This window comes from Paenirhodobacter sp., assembly GCF_047600745.1.
Lineage (GTDB): Bacteria > Pseudomonadota > Alphaproteobacteria > Rhodobacterales > Rhodobacteraceae > Rhodobacter.
Genome location: NZ_JASGKI010000005.1, coordinates 25,193 through 49,559 on the forward strand (window position 1 = coordinate 25,193; position 24,367 = coordinate 49,559).

The 24,367-nt window shown below is 62.8% G+C and carries 29 protein-coding genes and 1 pseudogene; 13 read left to right on the plus strand and 17 right to left on the minus strand.

The features are described 5' to 3' along the window. Positions 1-71: 71 nt before the first annotated feature. Positions 72-626 (plus strand): hypothetical protein, encoded by a 555-nt coding sequence (locus tag QM789_RS18735; protein WP_420353377.1) that lies wholly within the window; start codon positions 72-74, stop codon positions 624-626. On the opposite strand, the gene QM789_RS18740 is transcribed toward QM789_RS18735, so the two are convergent. From QM789_RS18740 to QM789_RS18770, 7 genes are all read right to left on the minus strand, one after another. Next, entirely contained in the window at positions 612-1,343 is a 732-nt protein-coding gene (locus QM789_RS18740) for a DeoR/GlpR family DNA-binding transcription regulator (RefSeq protein ID WP_420353378.1), read from the minus strand. The genes QM789_RS18735 and QM789_RS18740 overlap by 15 nt on opposite strands. A 214-nt stretch (positions 1,344-1,557) precedes the next feature. Beyond that, the gene (locus QM789_RS18745; RefSeq protein ID WP_420353379.1) at positions 1,558-1,737 is read right to left on the minus strand and encodes a hypothetical protein; all 180 of its coding nucleotides are present in this window, start codon (positions 1,735-1,737) and stop codon (positions 1,558-1,560) included. A gap of 242 nt (positions 1,738-1,979) precedes the next feature. Then, positions 1,980-2,219, minus strand: a complete 240-nt coding sequence (locus QM789_RS18750) for a type II toxin-antitoxin system VapB family antitoxin (protein WP_420353380.1) — start codon at positions 2,217-2,219, stop codon at positions 1,980-1,982. A gap of 721 nt (positions 2,220-2,940) precedes the next feature. Next, entirely contained in the window at positions 2,941-3,138 is a 198-nt protein-coding gene (locus tag QM789_RS18755) for a CopG family ribbon-helix-helix protein (protein ID WP_420353381.1), read from the minus strand. 735 nt (positions 3,139-3,873) lie between these two features. Further along, entirely contained in the window at positions 3,874-4,566 is a 693-nt protein-coding gene (locus QM789_RS18760) for an SDR family NAD(P)-dependent oxidoreductase (protein WP_420353382.1), read from the minus strand. Further along, positions 4,566-5,768, minus strand: coding sequence for a pyridoxal phosphate-dependent aminotransferase (locus QM789_RS18765; RefSeq protein ID WP_420353383.1), 1,203 nt, complete (start codon positions 5,766-5,768; stop codon positions 4,566-4,568). The genes QM789_RS18760 and QM789_RS18765 overlap by 1 nt, the downstream gene beginning before the upstream one ends. 15 nt (positions 5,769-5,783) lie before the next feature. After that, the gene (locus QM789_RS18770) at positions 5,784-6,530 is read right to left on the minus strand and encodes an SDR family oxidoreductase (RefSeq protein ID WP_420353384.1); all 747 of its coding nucleotides are present in this window, start codon (positions 6,528-6,530) and stop codon (positions 5,784-5,786) included. A gap of 427 nt (positions 6,531-6,957) precedes the next feature. On the opposite strand from QM789_RS18770, the gene QM789_RS18775 reads away from it, so the two are divergent. The 4 genes from QM789_RS18775 to QM789_RS18790 are packed head-to-tail and all read left to right on the plus strand — an operon-like array spanning position 6,958 to position 10,885. Next, a complete protein-coding gene (locus QM789_RS18775) occupies positions 6,958-7,869 on the plus strand; it encodes an ABC transporter permease (protein ID WP_420353385.1) in 912 nt (303 codons plus the stop codon). Further along, on the plus strand, positions 7,866-8,669 hold the full coding sequence (locus QM789_RS18780; RefSeq protein WP_420353386.1) for an ABC transporter permease: 804 nt from the start codon (positions 7,866-7,868) through the stop codon (positions 8,667-8,669). The genes QM789_RS18775 and QM789_RS18780 overlap by 4 nt, the downstream gene beginning before the upstream one ends. Before the next feature lie 29 nt (positions 8,670-8,698). After that, the gene (locus QM789_RS18785; RefSeq protein WP_420353387.1) at positions 8,699-9,772 is read left to right on the plus strand and encodes an extracellular solute-binding protein; all 1,074 of its coding nucleotides are present in this window, start codon (positions 8,699-8,701) and stop codon (positions 9,770-9,772) included. A gap of 9 nt (positions 9,773-9,781) precedes the next feature. Next, on the plus strand, positions 9,782-10,885 hold the full coding sequence (locus tag QM789_RS18790; RefSeq protein ID WP_420353388.1) for an ABC transporter ATP-binding protein: 1,104 nt from the start codon (positions 9,782-9,784) through the stop codon (positions 10,883-10,885). 55 nt (positions 10,886-10,940) lie between these two features. Here the strand turns inward: QM789_RS18790 and QM789_RS18795 are convergent, their stop codons facing one another. The 6 genes from QM789_RS18795 to QM789_RS18820 are packed head-to-tail and all read right to left on the minus strand — an operon-like array spanning position 10,941 to position 15,419. Then, complete coding sequence (locus QM789_RS18795; protein ID WP_420353389.1) at positions 10,941-11,711, minus strand: LamB/YcsF family protein; 771 nt, start codon at positions 11,709-11,711, stop codon at positions 10,941-10,943. A 16-nt stretch (positions 11,712-11,727) separates the two neighbouring features. After that, positions 11,728-12,723 carry a biotin-dependent carboxyltransferase family protein gene (locus QM789_RS18800; protein WP_420353390.1) on the minus strand — a complete coding sequence of 332 codons (996 nt, stop codon included), beginning with the start codon at positions 12,721-12,723 and terminating at the stop codon, positions 11,728-11,730. Beyond that, positions 12,720-13,400 (minus strand): 5-oxoprolinase subunit PxpB, encoded by a 681-nt coding sequence (pxpB, locus tag QM789_RS18805; protein ID WP_420353391.1) that lies wholly within the window; start codon positions 13,398-13,400, stop codon positions 12,720-12,722. The genes QM789_RS18800 and pxpB overlap by 4 nt, the downstream gene beginning before the upstream one ends. After that, positions 13,397-13,765 (minus strand): hypothetical protein, encoded by a 369-nt coding sequence (locus tag QM789_RS18810; protein ID WP_420353392.1) that lies wholly within the window; start codon positions 13,763-13,765, stop codon positions 13,397-13,399. The genes pxpB and QM789_RS18810 overlap by 4 nt, the downstream gene beginning before the upstream one ends. Then, on the minus strand, positions 13,762-15,114 hold the full coding sequence (gene accC / locus QM789_RS18815) for an acetyl-CoA carboxylase biotin carboxylase subunit (RefSeq protein ID WP_420353393.1): 1,353 nt from the start codon (positions 15,112-15,114) through the stop codon (positions 13,762-13,764). Before accC ends, QM789_RS18810 begins: the two co-directional genes overlap by 4 nt. Beyond that, complete coding sequence (locus QM789_RS18820) at positions 15,111-15,419, minus strand: acetyl-CoA carboxylase biotin carboxyl carrier protein (RefSeq protein ID WP_420353394.1); 309 nt, start codon at positions 15,417-15,419, stop codon at positions 15,111-15,113. Before QM789_RS18820 ends, accC begins: the two co-directional genes overlap by 4 nt. A gap of 244 nt (positions 15,420-15,663) precedes the next feature. Between QM789_RS18820 and QM789_RS18825 the strand changes: the two genes are divergently transcribed. Continuing rightward, positions 15,664-16,572: a DMT family transporter gene (locus tag QM789_RS18825; protein ID WP_420353395.1), complete on the plus strand. Its 909-nt coding sequence runs from the start codon at positions 15,664-15,666 to the stop codon at positions 16,570-16,572. Here QM789_RS18825 and nac read toward each other — a convergent pair. Continuing rightward, the gene (gene nac / locus QM789_RS18830; RefSeq protein WP_420353396.1) at positions 16,569-17,468 is read right to left on the minus strand and encodes a nitrogen assimilation transcriptional regulator NAC; all 900 of its coding nucleotides are present in this window, start codon (positions 17,466-17,468) and stop codon (positions 16,569-16,571) included. The genes QM789_RS18825 and nac overlap by 4 nt on opposite strands. 727 nt (positions 17,469-18,195) lie before the next feature. Then, positions 18,196-18,402: a hypothetical protein gene (locus QM789_RS18835; RefSeq protein WP_420353397.1), complete on the minus strand. Its 207-nt coding sequence runs from the start codon at positions 18,400-18,402 to the stop codon at positions 18,196-18,198. Between the two features lie 63 nt (positions 18,403-18,465). On the opposite strand from QM789_RS18835, the pseudogene QM789_RS18840 reads away from it, so the two are divergent. After that, a pseudogene (locus QM789_RS18840) lies at positions 18,466-18,985 on the plus strand (peroxidase-related enzyme). Between the two features lie 705 nt (positions 18,986-19,690). Here QM789_RS18840 and QM789_RS18845 read toward each other — a convergent pair. Together QM789_RS18845 and QM789_RS18850 are read right to left on the minus strand one after the other, a co-directional pair. After that, the gene (locus tag QM789_RS18845; RefSeq protein ID WP_420353398.1) at positions 19,691-19,954 is read right to left on the minus strand and encodes a hypothetical protein; all 264 of its coding nucleotides are present in this window, start codon (positions 19,952-19,954) and stop codon (positions 19,691-19,693) included. Continuing rightward, complete coding sequence (locus QM789_RS18850) at positions 19,942-20,730, minus strand: MetQ/NlpA family ABC transporter substrate-binding protein (RefSeq protein ID WP_420353399.1); 789 nt, start codon at positions 20,728-20,730, stop codon at positions 19,942-19,944. Before QM789_RS18850 ends, QM789_RS18845 begins: the two co-directional genes overlap by 13 nt. 666 nt (positions 20,731-21,396) lie before the next feature. On the opposite strand from QM789_RS18850, the gene QM789_RS18855 reads away from it, so the two are divergent. The 6 genes from QM789_RS18855 to QM789_RS18880 all read left to right on the plus strand — a co-directional run bounded on the left by QM789_RS18855 (position 21,397) and on the right by QM789_RS18880 (position 24,300). Next, a complete protein-coding gene (locus tag QM789_RS18855) occupies positions 21,397-21,567 on the plus strand; it encodes a hypothetical protein (protein ID WP_420353400.1) in 171 nt (56 codons plus the stop codon). A gap of 132 nt (positions 21,568-21,699) precedes the next feature. After that, positions 21,700-21,864 carry a hypothetical protein gene (locus tag QM789_RS18860; RefSeq protein ID WP_420353401.1) on the plus strand — a complete coding sequence of 55 codons (165 nt, stop codon included), beginning with the start codon at positions 21,700-21,702 and terminating at the stop codon, positions 21,862-21,864. A gap of 129 nt (positions 21,865-21,993) precedes the next feature. Next, the gene (locus QM789_RS18865; RefSeq protein ID WP_420353402.1) at positions 21,994-22,212 is read left to right on the plus strand and encodes a hypothetical protein; all 219 of its coding nucleotides are present in this window, start codon (positions 21,994-21,996) and stop codon (positions 22,210-22,212) included. A gap of 156 nt (positions 22,213-22,368) precedes the next feature. Further along, the gene (locus tag QM789_RS18870) at positions 22,369-22,860 is read left to right on the plus strand and encodes a hypothetical protein (protein ID WP_420353403.1); all 492 of its coding nucleotides are present in this window, start codon (positions 22,369-22,371) and stop codon (positions 22,858-22,860) included. Continuing rightward, a complete protein-coding gene (locus tag QM789_RS18875) occupies positions 22,857-23,228 on the plus strand; it encodes a toxin-activating lysine-acyltransferase (protein ID WP_420353404.1) in 372 nt (123 codons plus the stop codon). The genes QM789_RS18870 and QM789_RS18875 overlap by 4 nt, the downstream gene beginning before the upstream one ends. Continuing rightward, positions 23,191-24,300 (plus strand): hypothetical protein, encoded by a 1,110-nt coding sequence (locus QM789_RS18880; RefSeq protein ID WP_420353405.1) that lies wholly within the window; start codon positions 23,191-23,193, stop codon positions 24,298-24,300. Before QM789_RS18875 ends, QM789_RS18880 begins: the two co-directional genes overlap by 38 nt. The last annotated feature ends 67 nt before the right edge of the window (positions 24,301-24,367 follow it).

Below are 24,367 nucleotides of genomic sequence, written 5' to 3' on the forward strand. Positions count from 1 at the left end.
GGCCCCGGAGACGTCCCCCCGGCCAGCCTCATGCCCCCTCTGCTCCCAGCTTCGGCGCAGAGGGGGCCGCGATGATCACGGCAATGAGGATTCCCGGCGTCCTGACCGGACGGTCTGGCGTAGCGGACCATCTGCCTGCCCGCCCGCAGCGGGGACACCCGGACCCCGAAACCGGATTTTTCACCCGGCACCCTGCGCACGGAAGCGCGGTGCGGGGGGTTGAGCAGGAATTCGCCCGGGTGCCGGGCCTCGACCCCGAAGGCTGCCAGCGTTTTGGCGGGGAAGTCAGAGAGGTTCTGGGTCACGAGCACACCGCAGCGCCCGATGATGGCGACGGTCAGCACATGCCGGTCGTCGGCATCGGGCTGCGCCGGGATCAGGGATCGCTTCTGGCGGGCGCAACGGGGCAGAAGCGGCCCGGACACGCGCCCGAGGATGGAAGCCGTCAGTGGGTGAACGTGGCTGCGCTTTGCAGGGCAACAAATGCAGTGGGTGAGGTGGCTGTTCGGATGAGCAAGAGCAGAGCGGTGACGAAAAACACCCGGATCACCGAACCCGCCTCGGCGCGGCCAACACGTCGTGACCGAAAAGGCCCAACCGGAACTGCCCCGCTACCGAAGCCCTGATCGGAGGCACGGGGGGCCGCCGACCCAGCGGTCGAACGCGTCGAGACGCGCATAGGTCGCCGGGCGCAGCTTGCCCAGTTTCGAGGGATCGCACACCAGATACCGCTGCCGCGACCGCGCCAGCGCCGCGCGTTTCACATCGACCTCGTGGAAATGGAAACAGGTGACGCCTTCGGTCTCGTGCACCCCGGCTGCGGAAAAGAACCCCTTGGTGATATTGATCTTTTGCAGCATCGCCACCGCCTCGGAGGATGAAAAGCTGGCGGTCTCCCGATGGTAGAGACCGGCGAGGAGGATCAGGGTCACCCCCTCCAGCCGCGCCACCGCTTCGGCAATGTTCAGGGCCTGGGTCACGACGGTGACATGGGCGTTGGGCGGAATGCGCGCGGCCAGATGGGGCGTGGTCGTACCGCAGTCGAGGAAGACCGTATCGCCCGCCTCGATCAGCGCCGCGGCCTGCACGGCGACGGCCCGTTTCGCTTCGGCTTCCTGGTCCTGCGCGGAGGTCAGCGAATAGCCCTCGGCCCCTTCCTGCGCCTGCATGACATAGCCGCCCAGACACACCAGGCCCCGTTCCCCTTCCTCCAGATCGCGCCGGATGGTGATCTGCGACGTCCCGATCTGGCGCGCGGCTTCGGTGATATGCACGATCGCGCCGCCCCGGCATAGCTCCGCAAGGGCCGCGATCCGTTGTGTCTTGCCCGATGGTCTGGCCACGCCGTTCCCTCCCTGACCCGGGGGCCCGCCATGGTCCGGAAAGTTTGGATTGACAGGCTGCCCAAGGTTTTGAATGAATACAATCATATTGACCAAATCCGATCAATATGGGCAACGGCATTGCGGTGCGAGGGATGGCCCGGTCTGCTCACAAAGCGGTCACGGGGCATCAATCCGGCAAGCGGATCAGGACGATTCCCCCCCGAGCGAAAAGTCAGGCCAAGTCGGTTTCTGAAAAATTGCTTCCCTTGTAAAGCAGCGGGATATGGCAGACCTTTGCACAAGCGTAGCTCAGCGCATCCCCCATATTGAACTGTGCCGGATGCCCGACCTGCTTTCCGTAAACCGAAAGCGCCCGCAACGCCTCGTTGCCCACCGTTTCAGTGATCTGCATATCCCGTGCCTGAACCGCCGCAAATAACTTGTCAACCAGCGCCTGCGCCTGGGTATAGATCCCCGGCCGTCGCCGGTCCCTTGCCGCGCTTTTCAGCCCGCTTGCGGACCCGCGCCCGCAATGCCTCAACCCGCACCACGGACGAAAACCTCAATGTCCCGCGCCCCGCTTCCATCGCCCTCAACAGCGCCGGAGCTTCCACCTCTTGCGTCAGAACCGCGACAACCGTGCTTGCATCCACACTACTCGCCCCACATGTCATCCATGAATGCCTTGTCAGACGCTGCGTCACCACTGGATGCAAAGCCCGCCTTGCGCTGCACGTGCGCGACGCGCTCGGCCAGCGTTTCCGGCGCCCTCAAAGCCTCGATTTGCGCATAAAGCGCCTGTCGCACCGCTTCGCTCTTGTTTTTCAGCCCCGTCAGGGCACAGTAGCGATCAACCAATCTGTCAATCTCGTCGCCTTTGATGAGGATTGCCATGGGTATACCCTTTGCTCTGCATTCTTTGTATATGCCGGGGCAGTCAGGTTGAGGACGGCTTTACCGTCTGCCCGGTCGGAAGCCATTGCTCCGGCAGCAATATCCCGGACCCAGGCGTCGAGTGCTTCTTTCACCGTGGGTTCGTCCTGTGGAGGGACGATGCATGGGCTGGTGCTGCGGGAGCGTGGCGTCCATTTCGCAATGCTCACGCGGCTGACCGAAGGGCGACATGCGGATACTCTCCGCGCCAAGCCTTACAAGCGCGGAGATGATGTTCGCGGACGCTGCCGAAGGGAATCCGGTTCACGGCGGTCAGCATCAGCACGATTTCCGCGATCGCCGCAAGACTGGTCGTTGCACGAGCTGCGACCTGGACCAGAATGACGCTCGACCTGATGGCTGATGGCAAGGCCACCCGCAGCGCGCGTGATGGTCATCCGGATGATTGCCGCTGCGCGGAACACCCGGAACGCCATCCCGTCACGACGCGACCGCTATCGAGGATTACCCGGAACGCAGGCTGTGCGCTACTCGGGATGATTTCCCCTTTCCCAGATCGGCTTCCTCGTGAAGATTTTCAGGCGTAATGCCCGCGATCAGCACGGACAAGTCAGATTCCCGCATCTGCTCGCGCAGCGCCTGCACCAGATCGCGGGCGGCAGACGTTTCAACGTGCCCAGCCGTGCTTCGCGGCGATCCCGGCAAAGACCTCATCAGCAGGCTACACCTTGCCCGACCGTGCGGCCTCGACCCCCGCCGTGATCCGCTCCATCTGCCATGCGTTGGCTTCCAGATACTGCTCGATGGCCTGATTGACGACGTAGTTGCGGGAACGATCCATCGCGCTCGCCAGGGCGTTGATCGCCGACACCCTGGCCGTGCGGATGGTGATGGGTTCGGATACAGCGCGCTGCGGCATGGTGTACTCCAATATAATTATATAGGCCAAACCACCTTCGCGAAAGCCCCGCCAGAGAGTAGGCCTCGCGCGCCCTGCCTGAAATCGCCCCGACTCCGGGTGGGATCGGGATGGCCTGTCCTCACCTGCGCCACATTCAGCGGCTGGTCGCGGTATCCCGTCATCCGGCACCACCATCGCGTCGAACCGCCGTTCCGGGCGATCAAGTAACCCCCCTGCGACAGCCACGAGCAACGGCGAGCGCCTCTCGTTGATGTCTTGGCCACCCGGGATTCCGCACGAAGCTTGAAGGCGCTGAACAGGCGTATATCGCCTTCATGACCGGGAAAAATCATCCCCCTGACTCTCCGGATGCCCGGATCGCTCCCCGGCATCACGCAGATCACCTCGGCCCCAATCCGCACTGGCATCATGCCAGACATGTTTCACCGGGCCTTTACCCGGGTGGATGATCCTTCCGGCAAGCATAAAAGGACCACTGGAAAATCCCGCAACGGATCGTCACGGCCTTCCTGCACCGGACCCAGCCGATGATCACGGTTTTGATCAGAAATCTCCGGAACAGGCGCGGCTGATCTCCGCGCAAAATCCCGGGGTTGATCCGCACATCGGTGCCGACACCGTTTTGGGGCGGCGCCGATCCTCTTTGGGAAAGGTCAGATCCGTGATTTCCGGGACGGCCCGGATTTCCTGTCGCCCCGCGGGCAGATTACGCCAGTGGCATTTCCGGACGACCTATAGCATCGGCTCCTTGCGGCAATTGACAAGCAGTTCCGCGACCGACAGCGTATTCGGCATCCGCAACAGGAACGCCACCATCTGGGCCAGATCTTCGGGTTGCGTCATATCGGCCCGGGGGATTTCGGTTTCCTCCGCGGTCATATCCGTGGCGATATAGCCGGGGCAAAGCGCGGTGGCGCGCAGGCCCTTCTCCCACCCCTCCTGCCGGATGCCATGGGTCAGGGCGACAACGGCGAATTTCGTCATCGCGTAGCCGACATTGCTGCCCACGCGCTTTCCGGCAAGAGAAGCCACGTTGATCACCCGCCCCGATCCCGAGGCGATCAGATGCGGCATTGCCGCGCGGCTGACGCGCAGCGGGGCCTTGACGTTGACGCGCCACATCGCATCCAAGACCTCTTCGCCCTCATCCATCACCCGCACGCGGGGGTTGATCCCGGCGCAATTGACCAGCGCGTCGATCCGGCCATGGGCGGCCAGTGTCGCGCCGACCCATGCCTCGGCCGCGCCGTCCTCTTCGGCGTCATAGCGCCAGGTCGTCAGGCGCTCCGCCGGGGGCAGCCGGTCGGGGCGCCGCGCCCCGGCCGAAACGCTGAACCCCGCCGCCAGAAGCGCCTGCGTGATCGACAGCCCCAGCCCCCGCGCGGCGCCCGAAACCATGACCACCCGGCCGCGCGGATCAAGCATCACTTCAGCCCGGCGCAGAAGGCCGCGATCCGGTCGCAGCCCTCGGCCAGCCGCTCCATCGAGGTGGCGTAGGACAGGCGGAAGAAGGGGCTCATGCCATAGGCCGCGCCATGGACGGTGACGACCTGCTGCTCCTCGATCAGCGCGAGAACGAAGTCGCGGTCGGTCTCGATCCTGCGCCCGCCCGCCGTGGTGCGCCCGATCAGCGCCGCGATGTTGGGGAACAGGTAGAAGGCGCCCTCGGGCTTGTGGCAGGAAATCCCCTCGATCGCGTCGAGCCGCGCGTGAACGTAGTCGCGCCGCTCGCGGTAGATCGCCGCGCGTTCCTTCAGCAGATCCTGCGGGCCGTCCAGCACCGCGACCGCCGCCGCCTGCGTCAGCGTCGAGACACCACCCGCGTTCTGGGTGTTGACGTTGCTCATCGCCCTGACCAGATCCGCCGGGCCGCCGCAGAAGCCAAGCCGCCAGCCGGTCATCGCATAGGCCTTCGACACGCCGTTCACCGTCAGCGTGCGGTCATATAGGCGCGGCTCGACCTCGGCGATGGTGCAGAACTCAAAGTCATCGTAGATCAGGTGCTCATACATGTCATCGGTCATGATCCAGACATGCGGATGGCGCAGCATCACTTCGGCGATGGCGGCCATTTCGGCGCGCGAACAGGCCGCGCCGGTGGGGTTGTTCGGGAAGTTGAGGATCAGCCATTTCGTCTTCGGCGTGATCGCGGCGTCCAGATCCTCGGCCCGCAGCTTGAAGCCGTTCTCCTGCGGGCAGGCGACCGGCACGGGAATGCCGCCCGCAAAGCGCACGATGTCGGCATAGCTGATCCAGGACGGCGAGGGGATCACCACCTCATCGCCCGGATTCACCGTCGCCATGATCGCGTTGAAGATGATCTGCTTGCCGCCGCCCGCCGTCAGGATCTGCGAAATGTCGTAATCCAGATTGTTGTCGCGCTTGAACTTGCGCTGAATCGCGGCGCGCAGCGCGGGGGTGCCATCGGTCGGCGGGTATTTCGTTTCGCCCGCCAGCGCCGCCGCATGGGCGGCCTCGATCGCATGCGGGGGCGTCGGGAAATCCGGCTCGCCCGTGGACAGGGTGATGACCTTGATCCCCTGCGCGGCCAGATCGCGGGCCTTCTGCGTCATCTCGACCGAGGCGGAAACGGAAACGGAATTCAGTCTGTCGGCAATACCGGGCATGTCGGGTCTCCGTCCTCAGGCGTCGCGCTTGGCAAAGTTCAGCCCGCCCAGAACCTGTTTGGTCGGCAGGATTTCCATGAAGGCCACATCCATCCGCTGCGGCGCGCCAACGGCAAAGGCGATGGCTTCGGCAATATCCTCGGGTTTGAGCGAGTCGTATTCGTCGAAGAAGCGCCGCTGCGCCTCTTCCATATCGCCCAGAAGGCGGCCGAAAACCTCGGTTTCCACACGCGCGGGGGAAATCTCGGTCACCCGCACCTGCTTGCCGTAAAGGTGGACGCGCAATTGCTGACACAGCGCATGCACACCGGCCTTGGACGCATGATAAGCGGTGTTCCCGCCCGGAAAGGCGTAATGCCCGGCGATCGAGCTGATATTGACCACATGGCCCCGGTCGCGCGCGACCATCCCCGGCACGAAGAGCCGCACCATGTGCATTACCGATTTCAGGTTGATGTCGAGCAGCGCATCCACATCTTCGGCCGTGGTGTTCAGGATATCGCCCTTGCGCGACTGACCGGCGTTGTTGATCAGCACGTCCACCTCGACCTCGGCGGCGATCTGTTCGAGCGCCGCATTGTCGTCCACGCTCACCGCATGGAACCGGCAGCCGGTTTCCTCGGACAGCGCGCGCAGCCGCTCGGCGTTGCGGGCAAGCGCATGGACCTCAAGGCCCTCGCGCGTCAGACGACGCACGATCGCCGCGCCGATCCCCGATGAAGCGCCCGTCACGAGCGCGGTTCTATAGGCGGAAAAGTCCATCTCGCATCCCCTCATTGCGCAGCCCATGCCCGGAACGGGGCATACTGCGCTTCGGGGCCACCCTAAGGGCAAAGCCGGGGAAGGTTCCAATACCGCTTCGCTGTGGCCTCATAGCGGAAAACAATGGGCCCCAGGCGCAGGCGGCACATAAATCTGCGCGATGGCGGCAGAAGCAAAAAATATTATGAACAGCAGGGGCAGGTCCATAAAGATCGCCCCATAAGAAGCCCATCGGGGCCGCTGAACAACGCGCCACAGCAGCCAATGCGGAGCTTCTCTTTCGTAAATAGGCCAGCATCAAGGCAAAGGTCAAGAAAAGGGTGCGATATTTGCGGTCTTTTTGGGCAATTCGGAAACAGGGAAGTGAAATGACAAAACCAACCCCCGTTCATTGCGGATATGTGACGCACCCGGCGGTGACGGCCGCATGAAAGCCATATCTTCCGAAACCGACACGCGGTCCGGCGGTTGGCTGCGCCGTCAGGCCGGATCGCCGAACTGGATGATCCTGCCGCTGCTGATCTTCCTGCTGGTGTTCTTCTTCATGCCGGCGATCAAGCTCATGCTGTTCTCGGTCATGACGCAGGATCCGCAGGGGCGCGTCGGCACGCCGCTGACGCTCGCACATTTCATCCGCTTCTTTCAGGTGCCGCTTTATACCGATGTGCTCTGGACCACGATCCGGATCAGCCTCATCACCTCGGTGATCGCGGCGATCCTGGCCTATCCGGTGGCGATCGTGCTGGTGCGCGGCAATATCGCGGTGACGCGCATCGTGACGCTGATCATCATCGCGCCGCTCGCCGTGAGCGTGGTCGTGCGCGCCTATGGCTGGCAGCTCATCCTCGGCAACGGGCCGACGGGGCTGCTGAACTACGTCCTGCTGCACCTGGGCCTGATCGCGGAGCCGCTGGCGCTGCTGTTCTCGCCGGTCGCGGTGGTGGTGGGGTCGCTGCACATCTTCTTTCCGATGATGGTGCTGCCGCTGGCCTCGGCGCTCGGCAAGATCGACCCGAACCTCGAACAGGCGGGGCGCACGCTTGGCGCGCCGGCGTGGAAGGTGTTTCTGCGGATCACCCTGCCGCTGAGCCTGCCGGGCCTTGTCGCGGGGGTGACGCTGGTCTTTTCGCTGTCGGCTGGGGCCTATGTGATCCCCGCGCTGATCGGGGGGCCGTCGTCGCAGATGCTCGGCAATCTGGCGGAACAGCAGATCATCGCGGTCTATGACTGGCCCTTCGGTGCGACCATCGCCACGATCCTCGTCCTCATCGTCCTTGCCATCAACGCCCTGTCCATGCGGCTTCTGGGCGGGCGCCGTCTCCGGGAGATCCAGAAATGAGCGGCAAACTCACCGGCACCTCCGCCGTCATGCTCTATCTGGTCACCGCCGGGATGATGGCCTTCGTGCTGTGCCCGATCGTGCTGATCGTCATCATCTCCTTCTCGGACGGCTATTTCGTCAGCTTCCCGCCGACGGGATTCACCACCTCGTGGTATGTCTCGGTGCTGCAAAACCCGGAATTCACCGGCGCGCTGCTGTTCAGCTTCGTTCTGGCGGTGGGGACGACGCTGCTGTCGCTGCTGCTCGGCGTGCCCGCGGCCTTCGCCATCGTGCGGGGGAATTTCCCCGGGCGGGCGCTGTGCAAGGGGCTGCTGCTCTCGCCGCTGATCTTTCCGGTACTGATCACCGGGCTTGCGCTCTTGCAGCTGTTTTCCAGCTACGGCTGGTCGACGGTCAAGCTGAACCTGCTCATCGCGCATACGGTCGTGACCTCGCCCTATGTGATCCGCACCGTGCTGACCAGCCTCGAACTGGTGAACCCCTCGCTTGAGGAAGCGGCCCGCACGCTCGGCGCGACGCGCTGGCAGACCTTCCGCCGGGTGATCTTTCCGCAGATCGCGCCGGGGATCGCGTCGGGGGCGATCTTTTGCTTCATGGTCAGTTTCGACAACTACCCGGTCTCGATGTGGCTGGCCGATTCCGCGAATACGCCGGTTCCGGTCGTGCTCTATCGCCAGATCGGCACGGTGTTCGACCCCTCCGTCGCCACGATGTCGAGCATCATCATCGGCCTTTCCGCCGTCGTCGTCCTCGCGCTTGACCGGATGGTCGGGCTGCGCCGCGCGATGGCCATGTGATCCATAGAAACCAACAGTGAGGGAATAGCATGACGAAACTGATCCTGAACCGCCGCCGCTTCCTGCATGCCTCGGCTGCGGCGACGCTGGCCACCCCCTATTTCTACACCGCCGCCTCGGCGCAGGACCGGGTGTTGCAGGTGGGTGTCTACAACTCCGCGCAGGGCGGGCTGGTCAAGAAAGAGGTTCTGCCCGCCTTTGAAAAGGAATTCGGCTGCAAGGTGCTGACGACCGAGGGCGCGACGCTCGCCAATATCGCCAGCCTGCGCGCCACCCGCGACAATCCGGTCTACAGCGTGATGTCGATGGATGACGTCGGCTTCCCGCAGGCCAAGGCCGAGGGGCTGATCGACGAACTGCCGGTGGATCAGATCCCGAACCTTGCCAATGTCTATCCGCGCTACCTGTTCGAGGAAAACTACGGTGTCGGTTTTGCCGTCTCGATCGCCGGGCTGTTCATCAACCCGCAGATGTCGAAGCCGATCGAAAGCTATGCCGAGATCTTCGAGCCGAAATACGCCCGCAAGATGCTGCTGAACACGCCGAAGAACACCCAAAGCGTGCTGATGCTGATCGTGGCCGCCGCGCTCGCCACCGGCAAATCGTTGCAGGAGGCGCAGTATCTGACCGATGAAGGCTGGGCGCAGCTTGCGAAGCTGAAACCCAATGTGCTGACCATCTATGACGGCGAGGCACAGGTGATGATGGTGGCGCAGGGGCAGGCCACCGTGGGCGGGATCGAGTATTCCAAGGCGATCTATCCCCATACCCGCAAGGGCGTGCCGCTCGACATGACCTATCCGAAGGAAGGCGCCTTCACCGGCATCAACGGCATCGCACTGGTCAAGGGCGCGCCGCAGCGCGAGCTGGGTCTGGCCTGGATCGACCGGCTGCTGTCGCCCGAGGTGCAGAAGATGCTGGCCGAGGCGACGCTCTCCGCGCCCACCGTCAAGGGCGTGGAATTCTCCGACGACAGCCTGAAATATCTGGCCTATCCGGAGGCCAGGATGGAGGAGCTGAACCTCTTCACCCCGGACTGGAACTATATCATCCCGCGCCGGGCCGAATGGCTCGAAAAATACAACCAGACCTTTGCAGGCTGAGGAGGCGACATGGAATCCGTCGAAGTCCGGCTCGAACACCTGACCAAGGAATACAACAACCAGTTCGTCGCGGTCGACAACGTGACGCTGACCGTCGGCGCGGGGGAATTGCTCGCGCTGCTCGGGCCTTCGGGCTGCGGCAAGACCACCTGCCTGCGGATGATCGCCGGGCTGGTCGATCCGACCTCCGGGGAAATCGTGATCGGCGGCAAGCCGATCACGAAGACGCCGGTGCATCGGCGCAACATGGGGATGCTGTTCCAGAACTACGCGCTGTTCCCGCACATGACGGTGGCGGAGAACGTCGCCTTCGGGCTGGAGATGCGCGGGTTCTCCCGTTCGGAGCGCGAGGACAAGGTGCGCAAGGCGCTGGATCTGGTCAAGCTTGGCCACCTGGCCGACCGCATCCCCGTGCAACTGTCGGGCGGGCAGCAGCAGCGCGTGGCGCTGGCCCGCGCGCTGGTGATCGAACCGTCGATGCTGCTTCTGGACGAGCCTCTGGGCGCGCTGGACAAATCGCTGCGCGAGCAGATGCAGCTTGAAATCCGTCAGTTGCAGCAACGCCTTGGCCTGACCACGATCATGGTGACCCACGATCAGGACGAGGCCTTGACCATGGCCGACCAGATCGCCGTGATGCGCGCAGGGCGGATGGAGCAGATCGCCTCGGCGACCGATCTGTATCAGCGCCCGGCGACGCAATTCGTCGCGGGCTTCATCGGCGCGTCGAATTTCTTCGAGGCCGAGGAAGTCTCGCGCGAGGGGCGCAGGGCGCGGCTGATGACCACCTCGGGCATTGCGCTCGACGTGGCGAACATGCGGCTGGTGACGAAGCGGGTGATGGTGACGATCCGCCCCGAGGCGATCACCGTGCGGCCCCTGGAAACCGGCGAAACCGACGCGCCGAATACCGCCGTCGCGATGGTGGAACAGGTCGTCTACCGGGGATTCATGCTGCAATACTACCTGCGGCTGAAGGACGGCACCGAAGTCATCGCCTATCGCCAGACCCAGACCGAAAGCTGGGGCCCGGTGTCCTCCGTTGGCGACCGTGTGCGGATCAGCTGGGACGCGGACAGCAACCATGTCGTGCCGCTGAGCGAAGCCGCTTGACGCCCCAAAGGCCCGCTTTTTCAAGCGGGCCTTTGCTTTACCAGCGCCTAGGCCGTTATTGCGCCAGAACCTCGCGCGCCGGGGCAACGGTGCCGCCCGCCGCCTCGATCTCGCTGCGCACGATCCGGGCGAGGTCGAGCGATCCGGGCGTGTCGCTATGGATCAGGATCGAGCGCGCCCGCACCGGCAGGACAGTCCCCTCGATCGTCGTCACCGTCGCATCCGTCAGGAACTGCCGCACGCGGGCGCGCACGGCGGGTTCCGCGGTGATCACCGAATTCGGCACCCCGCGCGGCACCAGATGGCCCTGCGCGTCATAGGCCCGATCGGCCAGAAACAGCGTCAGCGTCTTCAGCCCGGCGGCGGTGGCGGCGCGCTCGATCACGGTATCGGGCATCGAAAACACGATCAGATCGGGATCCACCGCCTTGATCGCCGCGATGCACAGAGCGGCCAGCGCCGGATCGCGGTTGATCATGTTGCCCATCGCCGCGTGAAAGCTGACATGGGACAGGCTCACCCCTTCGGCCTTTGCGATCGCCGCCAGCGCGCCGATCTGATACAGCATCTGCTGGCGGATCTCGTCATGCGAGAAGGGCAGTTCCCGGCGACCGAAGCCTTGCAGATCGGGCAGGCCGGGATGCGCGCCGATACCCACGCCGCGCGCCTTCGCCTGCCGCACCATCCGCGTCATGATCTGCGGATCGCCCGCATGAAACCCGCAGGCGATATTGGCCGAGGACACCACCCCCATCAGCGCGTCGTCATCCGTCACCCGGAAAACGCCGAAGCCCTCGCCCATGTCGGAATTGAGGTCGATCTTCATCTTCGCTCCTTGCCTGTCAGCCAGCCATCCCGGCCAGCGCGTCTGTCACCATCGCCGCCGTGTGGCGGATGTCGGAAAGCCATGCCTCGACCGCCTGTTCGGCGGCGAGGACGGTGGCGGTATCCACGCGTTTCAGCCGGATCCGGCTGCCGATCCGCGCTTGGCCCAGCCGCCACAGGTCGATCTCGATCACCCCGGCGATCTTGGGGTAGCCGCCGGCGGTATTGGCGTCGCTCATCTGGATGATCGGCTCGCCCGCCGGAGGAACCTGCACCACGCCCGGCACCAGCCCGTGCGAGCGCATCTCGACCGGCGCATCGGGGTGGATCGGTGTGCCCGACAGCCGATAGCCCGTGCGGTTGCTCTGCGCCGAGATTTTCCATTCCTGCGTCCAGAACCGCTCCGCGTCGCGCCCGAACAGGTCATGCTCGCCCGAGTGCAGCGCACGCAGGATCAGCGTGCCACTCTCGTCGCGCTCGGGGAAATGCGCGGCCAGCGCGGTTTCGGGCGGCACCACACCAAGCCCCCCGGGCGGTAGGCGACAAGCCGACGCACCACAGGCCAGCCGGTCGCCCGGTTGCAGTGCCCGCCCGTCGAGCCCGCCGAAATCGCCGCGCAGCGCCGTGGAGCGCGAGCCCAGAACCACCGGCACGTCGATGCCCCCGGCAACCGTCAGGTAACACCGCGCGCCGCTGACGGGGGCGGTCAGTTCCAGCACCTGCCCCGCGCGCACCGGCAGCGCCCACCACGGCGGCAGCGGCACACCGTCCAGAACCGGGCGGCAGTCGGCGCCGGTGATCGCCACCGCGCCATCCTCCGCGAACCGCAGACGAAAGGGGAAGGTCTGCACCTCGATCCCCGCCGCGCCTTCGGCATTGCCCAGCAGGATGTTGCCCGCGCGCAGCGCCAGCGGATCCATCGCGCCGCTCGTTGTCACGCCGATATTGCGGTAGCCGAACCGCCCTAGATCCTGCACGGTGTTCAGCGGGCCGGTTGCCAGTATCTCGATCACAGTTCGATCCTTTCGGGCAGGAAGCGCACCCTGTCGCCGGGCGCCATCAGGGCGGGATGCGGGGAATGCGGGTCGAAGACCTCGATCTCGGCATAGCCGAGCGCGTTCCAGCCGTTCGGCCCGGTCAGGACGGACACCCCCGCCTGCATGCCGCCGATCGTCACCGTGCCCTTCATCATGTTCAGCGAGGGCACCTTCTTGCGCGGCATGAAGATCGTGGGGTCGAGCCCGTGCAGATAGCCGAACCCCGGCGCAGAGCCGAGCGCGAAGACGGTGTAGGTCCGGGCGTGATGGCGGGCGATCACCTCGGCGGCGGGCAATCCGCTGAAATCGCAGATCGCGGGCAGGTCGATGGCCATTTCGCCACCGTAATGCACCGGAATTTCGATCAGGCGACCGGGGCGGTCGAGTTCGACCGTCTCCCCCCAGGCCGTGCCCAGACGGTCGAGCGTCGCCTGAGGGTCGGCGGGCGTGGCATGCAGCACCACCAGGAGGTTGGTCATGCCCGGGATGATTTCCTGCACATCCGGCCATGCGCCGAGCGCCAGCGCCAGAGCCCAGATCCGCCGTTGCGCGGGCAGGTCGAAGGCGCCTGGCGCCTCGACGAGAAAGGCCCGGCTTCCGATCATCGAGACTTTCGCCGCTTCGGTCGCGGTGACAATTGCGGGAGTGTTCATTTCGCCTCCAGCGAAAGGAGAGTGTCGCCGAAGCCGATCAGCGCGCCCTCCGCGGCCCGGCCCGTCACATGCCCGGCCCGCGGCGCGAGGGCGGGCACGAGGACCGGCCCGACCCGCACGAAACCCGCCGCCTCGCCCGCCGCCACATCCGTGGAGGCGGCGCGCAGCGGGTGGGCGTTCAGCGCATGCCCGGCGATCGGCGCGGTGATTTCGGTCGCCTGCGGGCGCGCGACTTCGGCCCCCGCGCCGACCCGGACGACGATGCGGGTATCGCCCTGCGTGATCTCGATCGAGCTCAGCGATGCCGCTTCGAGCCAGCGCGCCAGATCGCGCAGCGTTTCGGGATCCGTCAGCCTGTCCATCATGCCTTCTCCCGGAGCCAGTGTTCGAGGTGGTGAATGTCGGTCCCGCCCTTGCAGAACGCCGGATCGCGGAAGATCGCCCGGTGGAGGGGCAGGTTCGTCTCGATCCCCTCGATACGCATGTCATCAAGCGCCGCGCGCATCCGGGCGACGGCCTGATCGCGGTCGGGCGCATGGACGATCAGCTTGGCGATCAGGGAATCGTAGAAGGGCGACACCCGATAGCCCGGCTCGATATGCGTATCGACCCGCACCCCCGGCCCAGAGGGCAGATGCACCCCGGTGATGACCCCGGGCGCGGCGGCGAAGGTTTCCGGGTTCTCGGCGTTGATGCGGCACTCAAAGGCATGGCCGGTGCAGGTCACATCCTCTTGCGCGAAGCCGAGCGGCCGGCCCATCGCCGCCTTGAGCTGCTCCACCACGATGTCGGTGCCCGAGGTCATTTCCGTCACCGGATGTTCGACCTGAAGGCGGGTGTTCATCTCGATGAAGTAGAATGCGCCGTTTTCATAAAGGAATTCAAAGGTGCCGACGCCGCGATAGCCGATGCGCTGGCAGGCCTCGACGCAGCTTGCGCCGACCTGGGCGGCGATGTCGGCGGGGATGCAGGGGGCAGGGGCCTCTTCGACCACCTTCTGGTGGCGGCGCTGCATGGAACAGTCGCGATGCCCCAGCCAGACCGCGTGGCCCTGCGCGTCGCACAGCACCTGGATCTCGACATGGCGGGGATGTTCGAGGAACTTCTCGATATAGAGCGCCGGGGAGCCGAAGGCGTTGCGTGCCTCCTCGCGGGTGATGGCGACGGACTCGGCCAGTTCCGCCGCCGTGGCGACCACGCGCATCCCGCGTCCGCCGCCGCCGCCTGCCGCCTTGACGATGACGGGATAGCCGATCTCTGCGGCGATGCGGGCGATCCGCGCCGGGTCGTCGGGCAGGGCCTCGTCCGGGCCGGGGACGCAGGGCACCCCCGCCTCAAGCATCGCGCGCTTGGCCGCGATCTTGTCGCCCATGGTGCGGATGGCCGAGGACGGCGGCCCGACGAAGGTCAGCCCCTCCGCCTCGATCGCCTCGGCGAAACCGGCATTTTCCGACAGAAAGCCATAGCCCGGATGGATCGCCCCGGCCCCCGTCACCCGCGCGGCGAGCAGGATCGCCGGGATGTTGAGATAGCTTTTCGAGGCTTTCGCCGGGCCGATGCACAGGAACTGGTCCGCCCGCGCGCCATAGGGCGCATTCCGGTCGGCGGCGGAGCAGATGGCAACGCTGCGCAACCCCAGATCCGCGCAGGCACGCCGGATGCGTTCGGCGATCTCGCCGCGATTGGCGATCAGAACGGTGTCGAAGGCGCTCATGCGTATTCCACCAACGGCTGGTCGACGTCCACCTCGGCGCCGTCCTCGAACAGGATGCGGGCGATGGTGCCCGCGCGATCGGCGGCGATGACGCTGAAAACCTTCATCGCCTCGATGACGCAGACGGGCTGGCCGGGCTCGACCCGATCGCCCACCGAAACGAAGGGCGCGGCGCCGGGGTTCGGGGCGGCATGGACGATGCCGAACATCGGCGCGCGGATCGTGGCGGCTTTTTGCGGCACCGGCGCAGGGGGAGGCGCGGGGGGGAGCGGGGCGGCATCGCCGCGCAGGATGCGCACGCTCATGCCCTCTTCCGAAACGACCAGTTCGGCAAGGCGGGACTCGCCGAACATCTCGATGAGGGCTCTGATTTTTGAAATATCCATATCGGCCTGTAACGGTGAAAGGGCGCCGCAGGGCGCGGGCCTTTCGGGGTTAGCACAAACGTCCCGCTGATAGGGTCAGACAACTTTCCAATGGAGGCCGATCAGAGGTTCACAGCCCGCCCCGGGAATGGTGAACAGGGGGCACCCGCCCCGGAGGTCCGCCTTGAATCCCAGACCCGTGAATCCCAGAAACGGCATCGTGCTGAAGATCCTCGCCGCGCTTTGCGCGACCCTGATGCTCGCCTGCGTCAAGGGGCTCGACGGCGCGGTCCCCACCGGGCAGGTGGTGTTCTTCCGCTCCTTCGTGGCGCTCTTGCCGCTCTTGATCTGGCTGGCGATGCAGGGGAATATCCTTGCGCTGGTCCGGACGCAGAACTTCGGCGGTCATCTGGTGCGCGGGTTTTCCGGCACGGGGGGCATGTTCTTCAACTACCTCGCGCTGGCCTATATCCCGCTCGCCGATGCCACGGCGCTGAGCTATGCGGCGCCGCTGTTCACCGTCTTCCTCGCCGCGGTGCTGTTGCACGAAAAGGTGCGGATCTATCGCTGGACGGCGGTTGTCGTCGGCTTTCTCGGGGTGCTGATCATGCTGTCGCCGCATCTTGAAATCGGCGGCGACGGGCTGCGCAGCGCCGCCATCATCGGCAGTGTCGCGGCCCTGATCGCAGCGCTGTGTTCGGCGATTTCGTCGGTGCAGATCCGGCATCTGAACGCATCGGAACAGCCCGGCGCGATCGTCCTTTATTTCTCGCTGATGACGACGGGGATCGGCCTCGCGACCATCTTCCTTGGCTGGGTGATGCCGACGCCGGTCCAGCTGCTGTTGCTGATCGGCTGCGGGGTCTTTGGCGGCATGGCGCAGATCCTCGTCACGCTCAGCCTGCGCCATGCCCATGCCTCGCTGCTGGCGCCGTTTGAATATACCACCATGGTCTGGTCGATCCTGATCGGCATCGTCGTGCTGGACCAGTCGCCCGCACCGGCGACGATTGTCGGCGCCATCGTGGTCGCGGCGGCGGGGCTGTTCACGATCTGGCGCGAGCGGGCGCTGAAACGCGCCGCGGCGCGCTAGCCCCCCAGATCCGCGGTCAGTTCCAGCAGCAGATCCCGCACCGCCATCGCCGGTTCCGACAGCGGGATCTGATCCGATACGCAGAGCGAAACGACCTCGGTCATCGTCGGGCTGTGGACCGGAAGGATTTCGATATCCTCGCCCTCGGACACGATCCGTTCGGCGATGGCATTGGGCATGATGGTCGCGCCCAGACCTTCGCCCACCGCGCGCGAGAGCGTCCGCACCGCCTCGAATTCCCCGATGACGTTCAACTCGCTGCGGCTGCGGGCAAAGGCGACGTCGATGGCCCGGCGGACGAAATTGTAGGACGGCGGCAACAGCATCGGCAGGCCCGAAAGCTGCGCGACAGTCAGCGGCCCCGGCCCCGCGACCATCCCCCTGCGCGCCACCAGAACGAAGGTCTCCCGCCCCAGCGGTTGCAGCTTCACCCCCTTGATCGGCCCCTGCCCATGCAGCAACGCCAGTTCCAGCCTGCCGTTCATGATCAGCTGCGAATAGGCCTGCCCGGTGCTTTCGACGATATGCAGGAGGATCCCCGGATGCCGGGCGCGCATTTCGGAAAACAGCCGCACGGAAAGCGAGGCCGCCAGGCTGAACGGCGCCAGCCCGACGGAAACCCGCCCCCGCAGCACCTGCCCGGCCGTCAGCGCATCCGCCTGCGCCTGCTCCATCTGCCGCAAGATGACCTGCGCATGGCGATAGACGACCTTTCCCGCCTCGGTCAGCATCACGCCCTGCTGGCTGCGGATCAACAGCTTCTGCTTGAAATGGGTTTCGAGCGAGGCAAGCTGCTGGCTGAGTGCGGGCTGCGCGATATGCAGCATATCCGCCGCGCGGGTGATGCTGCCCATATCGACAATCGTGATGAAAGACCGCAGGCGCTTGATATCCATGACTTCTCCGTCTCAATCCGGCACGGGGCATCTGTAACAAGCCTGTGGCGTCGCGGCCAGTGCGGCCGCGGACCGACCCTTCGCGATATGCCATCCGCCTGTTGTGCGCTCACAGCCGGGCGCGCGAACGCGTAATTCGGCAGCAATCTGGAGAAACCGCGCGAGCCGGTATCGCCCGAAAGATTTCCCATGCCGCGGACAGGGGGCAGAACGTCAGCGGGTTCTGTGATCACATCGGCAGGGGACGCTTTCATATCAGGCCATGGGGCATTTCCTTTCGTCCGCGACGGGCCCTCGGTCGCCGCACGATATAGCGTGATGCCCCCACCATCGCGCCGCCGGGCAGGGGCCGCAGAAAGGTCGCGGTATGAAGGTTCGTCCCCTGTGATGGGTCGCCCGGATGCCGATCTCTCGGCTTGATGCAACGAGACGTTCGGTCTGATAAATTCCCATGATCGAAGCCACACCCCTCCAGCGGAAGCGGGACCGTCTGCGCAAAGAGGGGTCGGCCCGCAGTCAGCTTTTGCGCGCGGGCATGGCACGTCATGATTTCCGGAGCGGCTGTCTGATCGGCAATCTCGGTCAGAAAATGGGCGTTCTGTCCAAACGGTTCCGGACCGGATTTCGGCGGCATTCACGGATTGGAAGGCGAACGTCGAAGATTCCCCGAGAGGCCGATTGCGCGCGGTTGGCCGCCTTCTTTTGGATGGGACAGGAAGGCGCGCTTCTACACGCCAAGCTCGACCGGAACACCATTCCGCTCAATGCCTTTGGCATTGGGTTCTTCAAACGGTTCGGGACACAGCCCGACGCAGGCGACAGGTGATGCGATGATCAAGCCGATCCCGGTCTTCTTGATGCAGCCCCTTGCAGTTGCCGACGTCATCCCCGCCGCCAAACGGCGGATCACCGGAACGGTATCATCCTTTGCCAACTGCCTATCCTTACAGGAGTTTCTCAGGAGTGCCGCACGATTGCCTATCAGCCGCTTTCCGAAATGCCCGATGACGTTCGTGAACGCATCGAGGCGTTCAGGAGAGATCCGGTTTCGTTCCGAAATTGTTCCTCGTTCTCGCGCATCGTCCAGACAAATTCCGGGCCTTCTTCGCCTGTCACGACGCGCTGATGGACAAGCCCAGCAATTTGAACAAGGCCGAGCGCGAGATGATCGTGATTGCCAGCAGCAATCTCAACCAGTGCCAGTATTGCGTGGTGGCGCATGGAGCGATCCCGCGCATTCGGGCGAAGAATCCGCTGATCGACGATCAGGTGGCGATCAATTGTCGCAAGGCCGACATTACCGATCCCCGGAAGGCGATGATCGACTTTTCCGTCAAGGTCTCGGCGGAGGCCCGCAAAGTTGGCGAGGGTGCTTTGAAAATCCTAAAATCGCAGGGTTTCACAGAAGAAGACGCTTGGGATAGTGCCACGATTTCGACTTTTTCGGAATGCCGAACCGGCTTGCGAATGTCACGAGCATGCGGCCGAACGATGAATTCTATGCCCTTGGCCGCTGATATACTGCGAAAAAACGGCCGGGCTTAACGACGGCAAAGGCCGTTCGGGCGGGCATGCTTCGCGCCGTCGCCAAAGTCGCTCTCAACGCCGGTGCTCCAGCGCATGGGCACGGCATGGAACGCGTCTTGCGGGTCCGTGGCATTCCACGCTATCCCAACAGAACCTTCGCAAAACGGTTCTCGCCCGTCGTCACAACCAATTATGGGTGGACGTCGCAGGAAGTTGAGTATGTCATCCCGTTTTCCAGTCATGTCCAATGCTGGCGATGATGCGGAGTGCGATGCCTGATCCGCTTTCGAGGTTTTCTGCTGCCGGACAGGGCGACACGGCACGGCTCGCATTCGGACGCTCATGTTTCGGCACGGCCAACCTGGATGGTTCGGACCGGGAACCACCCCGGCGGAAATGGGCCTGGATCGGCTTCGTCTGCTGACGCCTGTCAGGGCGTTTCCGGTGTTCGAGCCTGACGTGTTCCTCGCCGGGGACCGCATCCCGTTCCGCAGCATGATCCGCGATGCGGCTGGGCGCGACTATGGAAAGAACGCTGAGGCAGGCTGGCGTTATTCGTGCCGAAGGGTTCCTGGATCATAGCCGATGGCGACGGCACAGCCGTCATGATGTCATTGAGACTGTCGATTCGGAACGAATAAAGTCGAGGTTCGCCAAAATTATGGACACGACGGAGCGGAAATTGATTCTGGACATTATTCATGAACGACACATGCCAGATGAAATTCAAGTTCATATCGCCCGAAGGCAGCACGACATTTGGTGTGATCCAGCCTCCGTTTGATCGGCTCCTCACCCAAACCCTGCGCTCTGGCCTCTTTGGCGGCGAGCGAGACCTCATCGCCACAGGCGTCGGGCCCCATGCCGATCTTCCACGGCTCCGTATAGGCCGAGAAAGCGAGCAGTAGGGAAAAGGCAACGAGCGGAAGTTCATGATGGGCTCCGGTCAGTTGAGCCATGGCAGCGTGTAAAGCGCGGGGTTGCGGGCATAGGAGGCCGAGATCGTTTCGCGAACGGCCTCGGATGTCTGGTAAATGCGGATAAACCGCAAGAGGTCGGGGTCGTCACGGTGATCGGCGCGGGTCACGAAACGGATTGCGAAATAGTCGTCCTCGGCGCCAGAATAGAGTAGCGCCCGCCCGGCAATGTCGGGCTTTCCAGCATTGACGAAATGCGCGGGGTATCCTTGCGCCAAGTCAACATCCGACAATGCCCGGACAAGCTGCGGCCCCTCGATTTCGATAATCTGCACATGTTTCGGATTCTCGGTTATGTCGTCCAGAGTGCCGTTTGCGCCAACACCTGCGCGCAAAGTAATTAACCCGGCGGATTGAAGTAACGCCAAGCCGCGCCCCTGATTGACCGGATCATTCGCCACCGCGACACGGGCGCCGTCGGGCAATTCGTCGATGGTGGAATATTTCTCGGAATACAGCCCGATATTGGGCAGCAGGCCGATCCCCGCCGACACCAGGCCAAAACCACCTTCCCTATTTGCGTTGTCCAGGAATGCCTGATGCTGGAAGTAATTCGCATCAAGGTCACCGTTCGCCAGCGCGACATTCGGTGTGGTCCAATCGCTGAATTCCGTGATTGTCACATTCAACCCTTGGGCGCGGGCCTCCCGGGCCGCGGTCTCGACGGAATCGGCAAGGGCACCCGGCGTCACGCCGATATTCAGTGCAAAACATGGACCTGTCATCAGCACCAGCCCAAGGCTCAGCATCCGGATCATTGTGGGGGACTCCTGCTTTATCGACTTGTCGCGTCAGAACTAGCCTAGGGCAGAAATCCCAGCCGGGCCATTTCGTTGACAGGGATACGCGGAGAGACCGGTTTCTCGCTGCGACGCTATGGTGGAAGAATTTTCCATGAAAGCCGCAATGCCGTTTATCCGGCGGTCGCGCGGATGTCGAAAATCCGACTGGTCTGGTTGCTACGATACGTCATCATGGGGTTGCCTGGCAGCCGGAAGATCCGGTCAGATGCCTCCACATGCGGAGAGCGCGAATGTCGTAACACCCGGATCCGGATAGTCCCTCAGGAGCGTGGCAATCTGTTTCGTCGTCCCTGGCAGTCGTTCGTGTTATCAATCACGCGTGCCAAATGCGGCTTGATCCGATGCGGGGTTGGTTCGGAGGCGGGCCGCGAGGTAGTTTTTCCAACCGAGGGTGTTTTCGGAAAGCTTCTCGTGTCCGGCATATAGCCTGATGGAATAATTAAATGAAAGAAGATTGCAATGTTGACGGTGGATGGCTGTTCGTCGGTGATATGCGCATTGAGGCGGCCATAAGGAACCTATCACGAGCGTGACAGGCTCCTTCCGTCGCGCGCTGCGCGGCCTTGTTTAGCGCATTCCTGCCGCCCGGGGCCAACGCCTGAGTGCATTCAGGACCGCGGGGTGATCAAGCCCGGTAGCGGCAGCACGCCCGGTTTTTCACCCGGCAGCGACCGCAAATGGAAAGGGTTCTTCGTCGACATCGGCAAGGCGCTGTCGATCGCCGTGTTCGGCACGCCGGACAGCTCTGATCTGGTCGGCAAGCTGCCAACGGCTCAAGACCCCCGACGATGACGTCCTGCTGCCCGAACGGCCGCCAAAAGAGCCGCTGGCCCCGGCGATCGCGGCGGGCGATGACCGCTGGCTTGAGGTGGCAAGCTGCACGGTACGCGCGCGGGTCCAGGTCGAGGAACGAGGCATCACCTCGTGGAATCTCGACGATTTCCGGACATTGATCCATCGCTGGCCGAGATCATCGGTTTCGATTCGAAATGGGCCTATACGATCATCAAGACCATTGGAAATCATAGCGAAATCCATGATCGCAACCTGACGCCGCCGGGCTGGGAGCGGGGCCGCAACCCGTTGTGATCGAAGGGCGGGCCGCTTTACGCGCCGCCGTTACGATGGGCCCTTTCGCGGGCAGACATCCGCGCGGCAGGCGGGCCGCGCTGGCCGAATGGTGGGGACCGGAGCCCCGGGTCTCTGGGGCATAATGTGGTGCAGGCCCTGCAACGGGCGGGGATTGCACCCGGCTTTGGCTTTCTGCGCCATGCCACCGGGTTCCAGATCGGCGAGGCGCCAATCCTCTTCACCGCAGGGTGCAGCTATCTGCGCGCGATTGTGGAGGTGCTGCTCAACACGCTCAAGGTCGCGGTGGCCGGATCGTTCTGGCCAAGGTGTCTGGTGTCACGATGGGATGGCGCGCCTGTCGCATAGCTGCGTGCTGGCCGTGTCCGCGTACGCCTATGTCGAGGTCATCCGCAACACGCCCCTGCTGTTGCAACTCTTCTTCTGGATCATACGCGCCCGCCCCCACCAAAAAACAGACACGCTTTGGGCCTAATTGTTCACGACCTCCCAGTTGAAACGGAGGTGAAAAGGAATCCTGAGCGGAATCAGTATCGGCATCCAGACTTCACATTTTCGCAGGTCATTCGTTTCGTGATTTATAAAGGTGATTTATATTTCCGTTGCGTTGATATTTCTAACAAGAAAAATAGTTATAATTCCGCAGGCCTGGATATACATCTCATTGATGCCGATATGAAAATCAAGTACACGAAGATGCGGCTGAAAGACATTTTCACAAAATACACCAGATTTTCCTCAGGTGAATTAAAAGTGGGGACTGCTGGAGGAGGTCAAGGCTTTTCAGGAATCATCTGCTCGCTGAGCTTGAAATTCATACAGGAAAATGCGAACTTGAAGTGTCATGTGGCGCTTCGGATAGACCTTCTCCGTCAGGTTCATCGGGCAAGGCCTTTTTCTCCATCCATCTTCTGGCCGCAGATCTCCCCGCTTTACAGTTTCGATTACGGATGGCATATTAAACGCAATATGATCATTTTTGAATGCTCTGCATGACCCACGAATCACCCGATGCGGCACCAAATCACCCCAAAAATCCCGTGGGCGGGAAAACAGTTGCGGAGATCCTGGGCGAGATCACCTGGCTGATGACACAGGATCCGGTTGGGCGAGAGATGAAGGTGACTGAGATCGAGGCGCTGGTCATGCCCGCGATCTTGGCGCGGCGGTTCCACATCAAACACGCGCAGGTGCCGGACATACGACGACCGGGAGCAACAACGCTACAGCCGGTCGAGGTTCGCATTTTTGAAAAGCAAATGCCGGAAGAAACCGAGAAACCATTTCCCGTAGTATTGGCTGAGTATTCTGCATTGAAGGGAAAACATGATCTGGCTGCGTTACAATCCACGAAGTGGATCTAATTTGGATACTTTCATATTTACGACGTTTTCTTTGAGAACAGGCGGCCTATTGTTGGACGTTGCTCCAAGTAAGCGCGTCAGCGATGGCATCACACGCCTATTCAACCTCGCGAAACAGGAAAATTGCGTCACTAGTCAAAGTTTCTGGCGTGCTGCGTCGCAGTCACTTCTAGTTGCCGGGATTCTATTGTCAGGTTCTACACCAAGTTCCGCGGATGGCATGATGCCTGATTTAACGGGCCTAGCTTGGTCAACCGAAGCCGTATCCGCTACACTATCAACAGATCTAATATTATTCAAATACTCGGGGAGATGGATCCTTCTTCCTGCAGGGTACATTACGCCCACAATGTCCCAGTCTGAGCTTTTGCCTCTCAGGACAATTTACGAAAAATATCTCAATACTCCATTTACTCCCGCAGAGGAAGAAAAGTGGGCCAGCCGAATCCCACGAACTTCTGAAAATGTATTACCTGCTGGGCCAGGTGATTTTGCCTATATGCTTCCAAGCGGTTTGCCACTGCCGAAAGAGTATTTTTCCAGTGGCGTAGCTGAGCGGCGGAAAGAGGCACCTTTCGAGGCGAGGGGACGAGATCCCGACTTCATAATTAAACCAAAAGGGTTCAAAGGTGAACAGATAGTTGTGAGGTTTTCCTGGGCATCACCAAACACAGATAATATTAATGAATGGCCGTTGACTGAACTGTTTGAGCGCAAAAAATTTAATATTGGAGCCAGCGCCGTTGGATATCGAGAAGGCCCTTCTCCGAGGCTGCCACGAGATCATGTCGAGCGGCCAACTGGTAGATCCATCTTTAAGATCTACGGGGATGATGGAGATATCGCCGTGGACATAGATTGCACCCCTTGGGTGGCTGATATGGCTCCGCCAAATCCAGGTTGTATCGGCTACGTCCTACACCGCGAATCTCGTCTCGAGATGTACCTTATGTTCCCATCTTTACCAACCACCACTTATGAAAATGAAGCGTGGCGATCGATAGTCGACAATACAGTATCCTTGGTGTTGTCGTGGAAGTTCCAGCCTTTTGCGGTGAAATCTGATGACTAGCACTACTTTGGCAGAAGTGTATTTTCAGGATTCCCAAGAGTCACTTGCGGTGATTCATAGAGTGCCA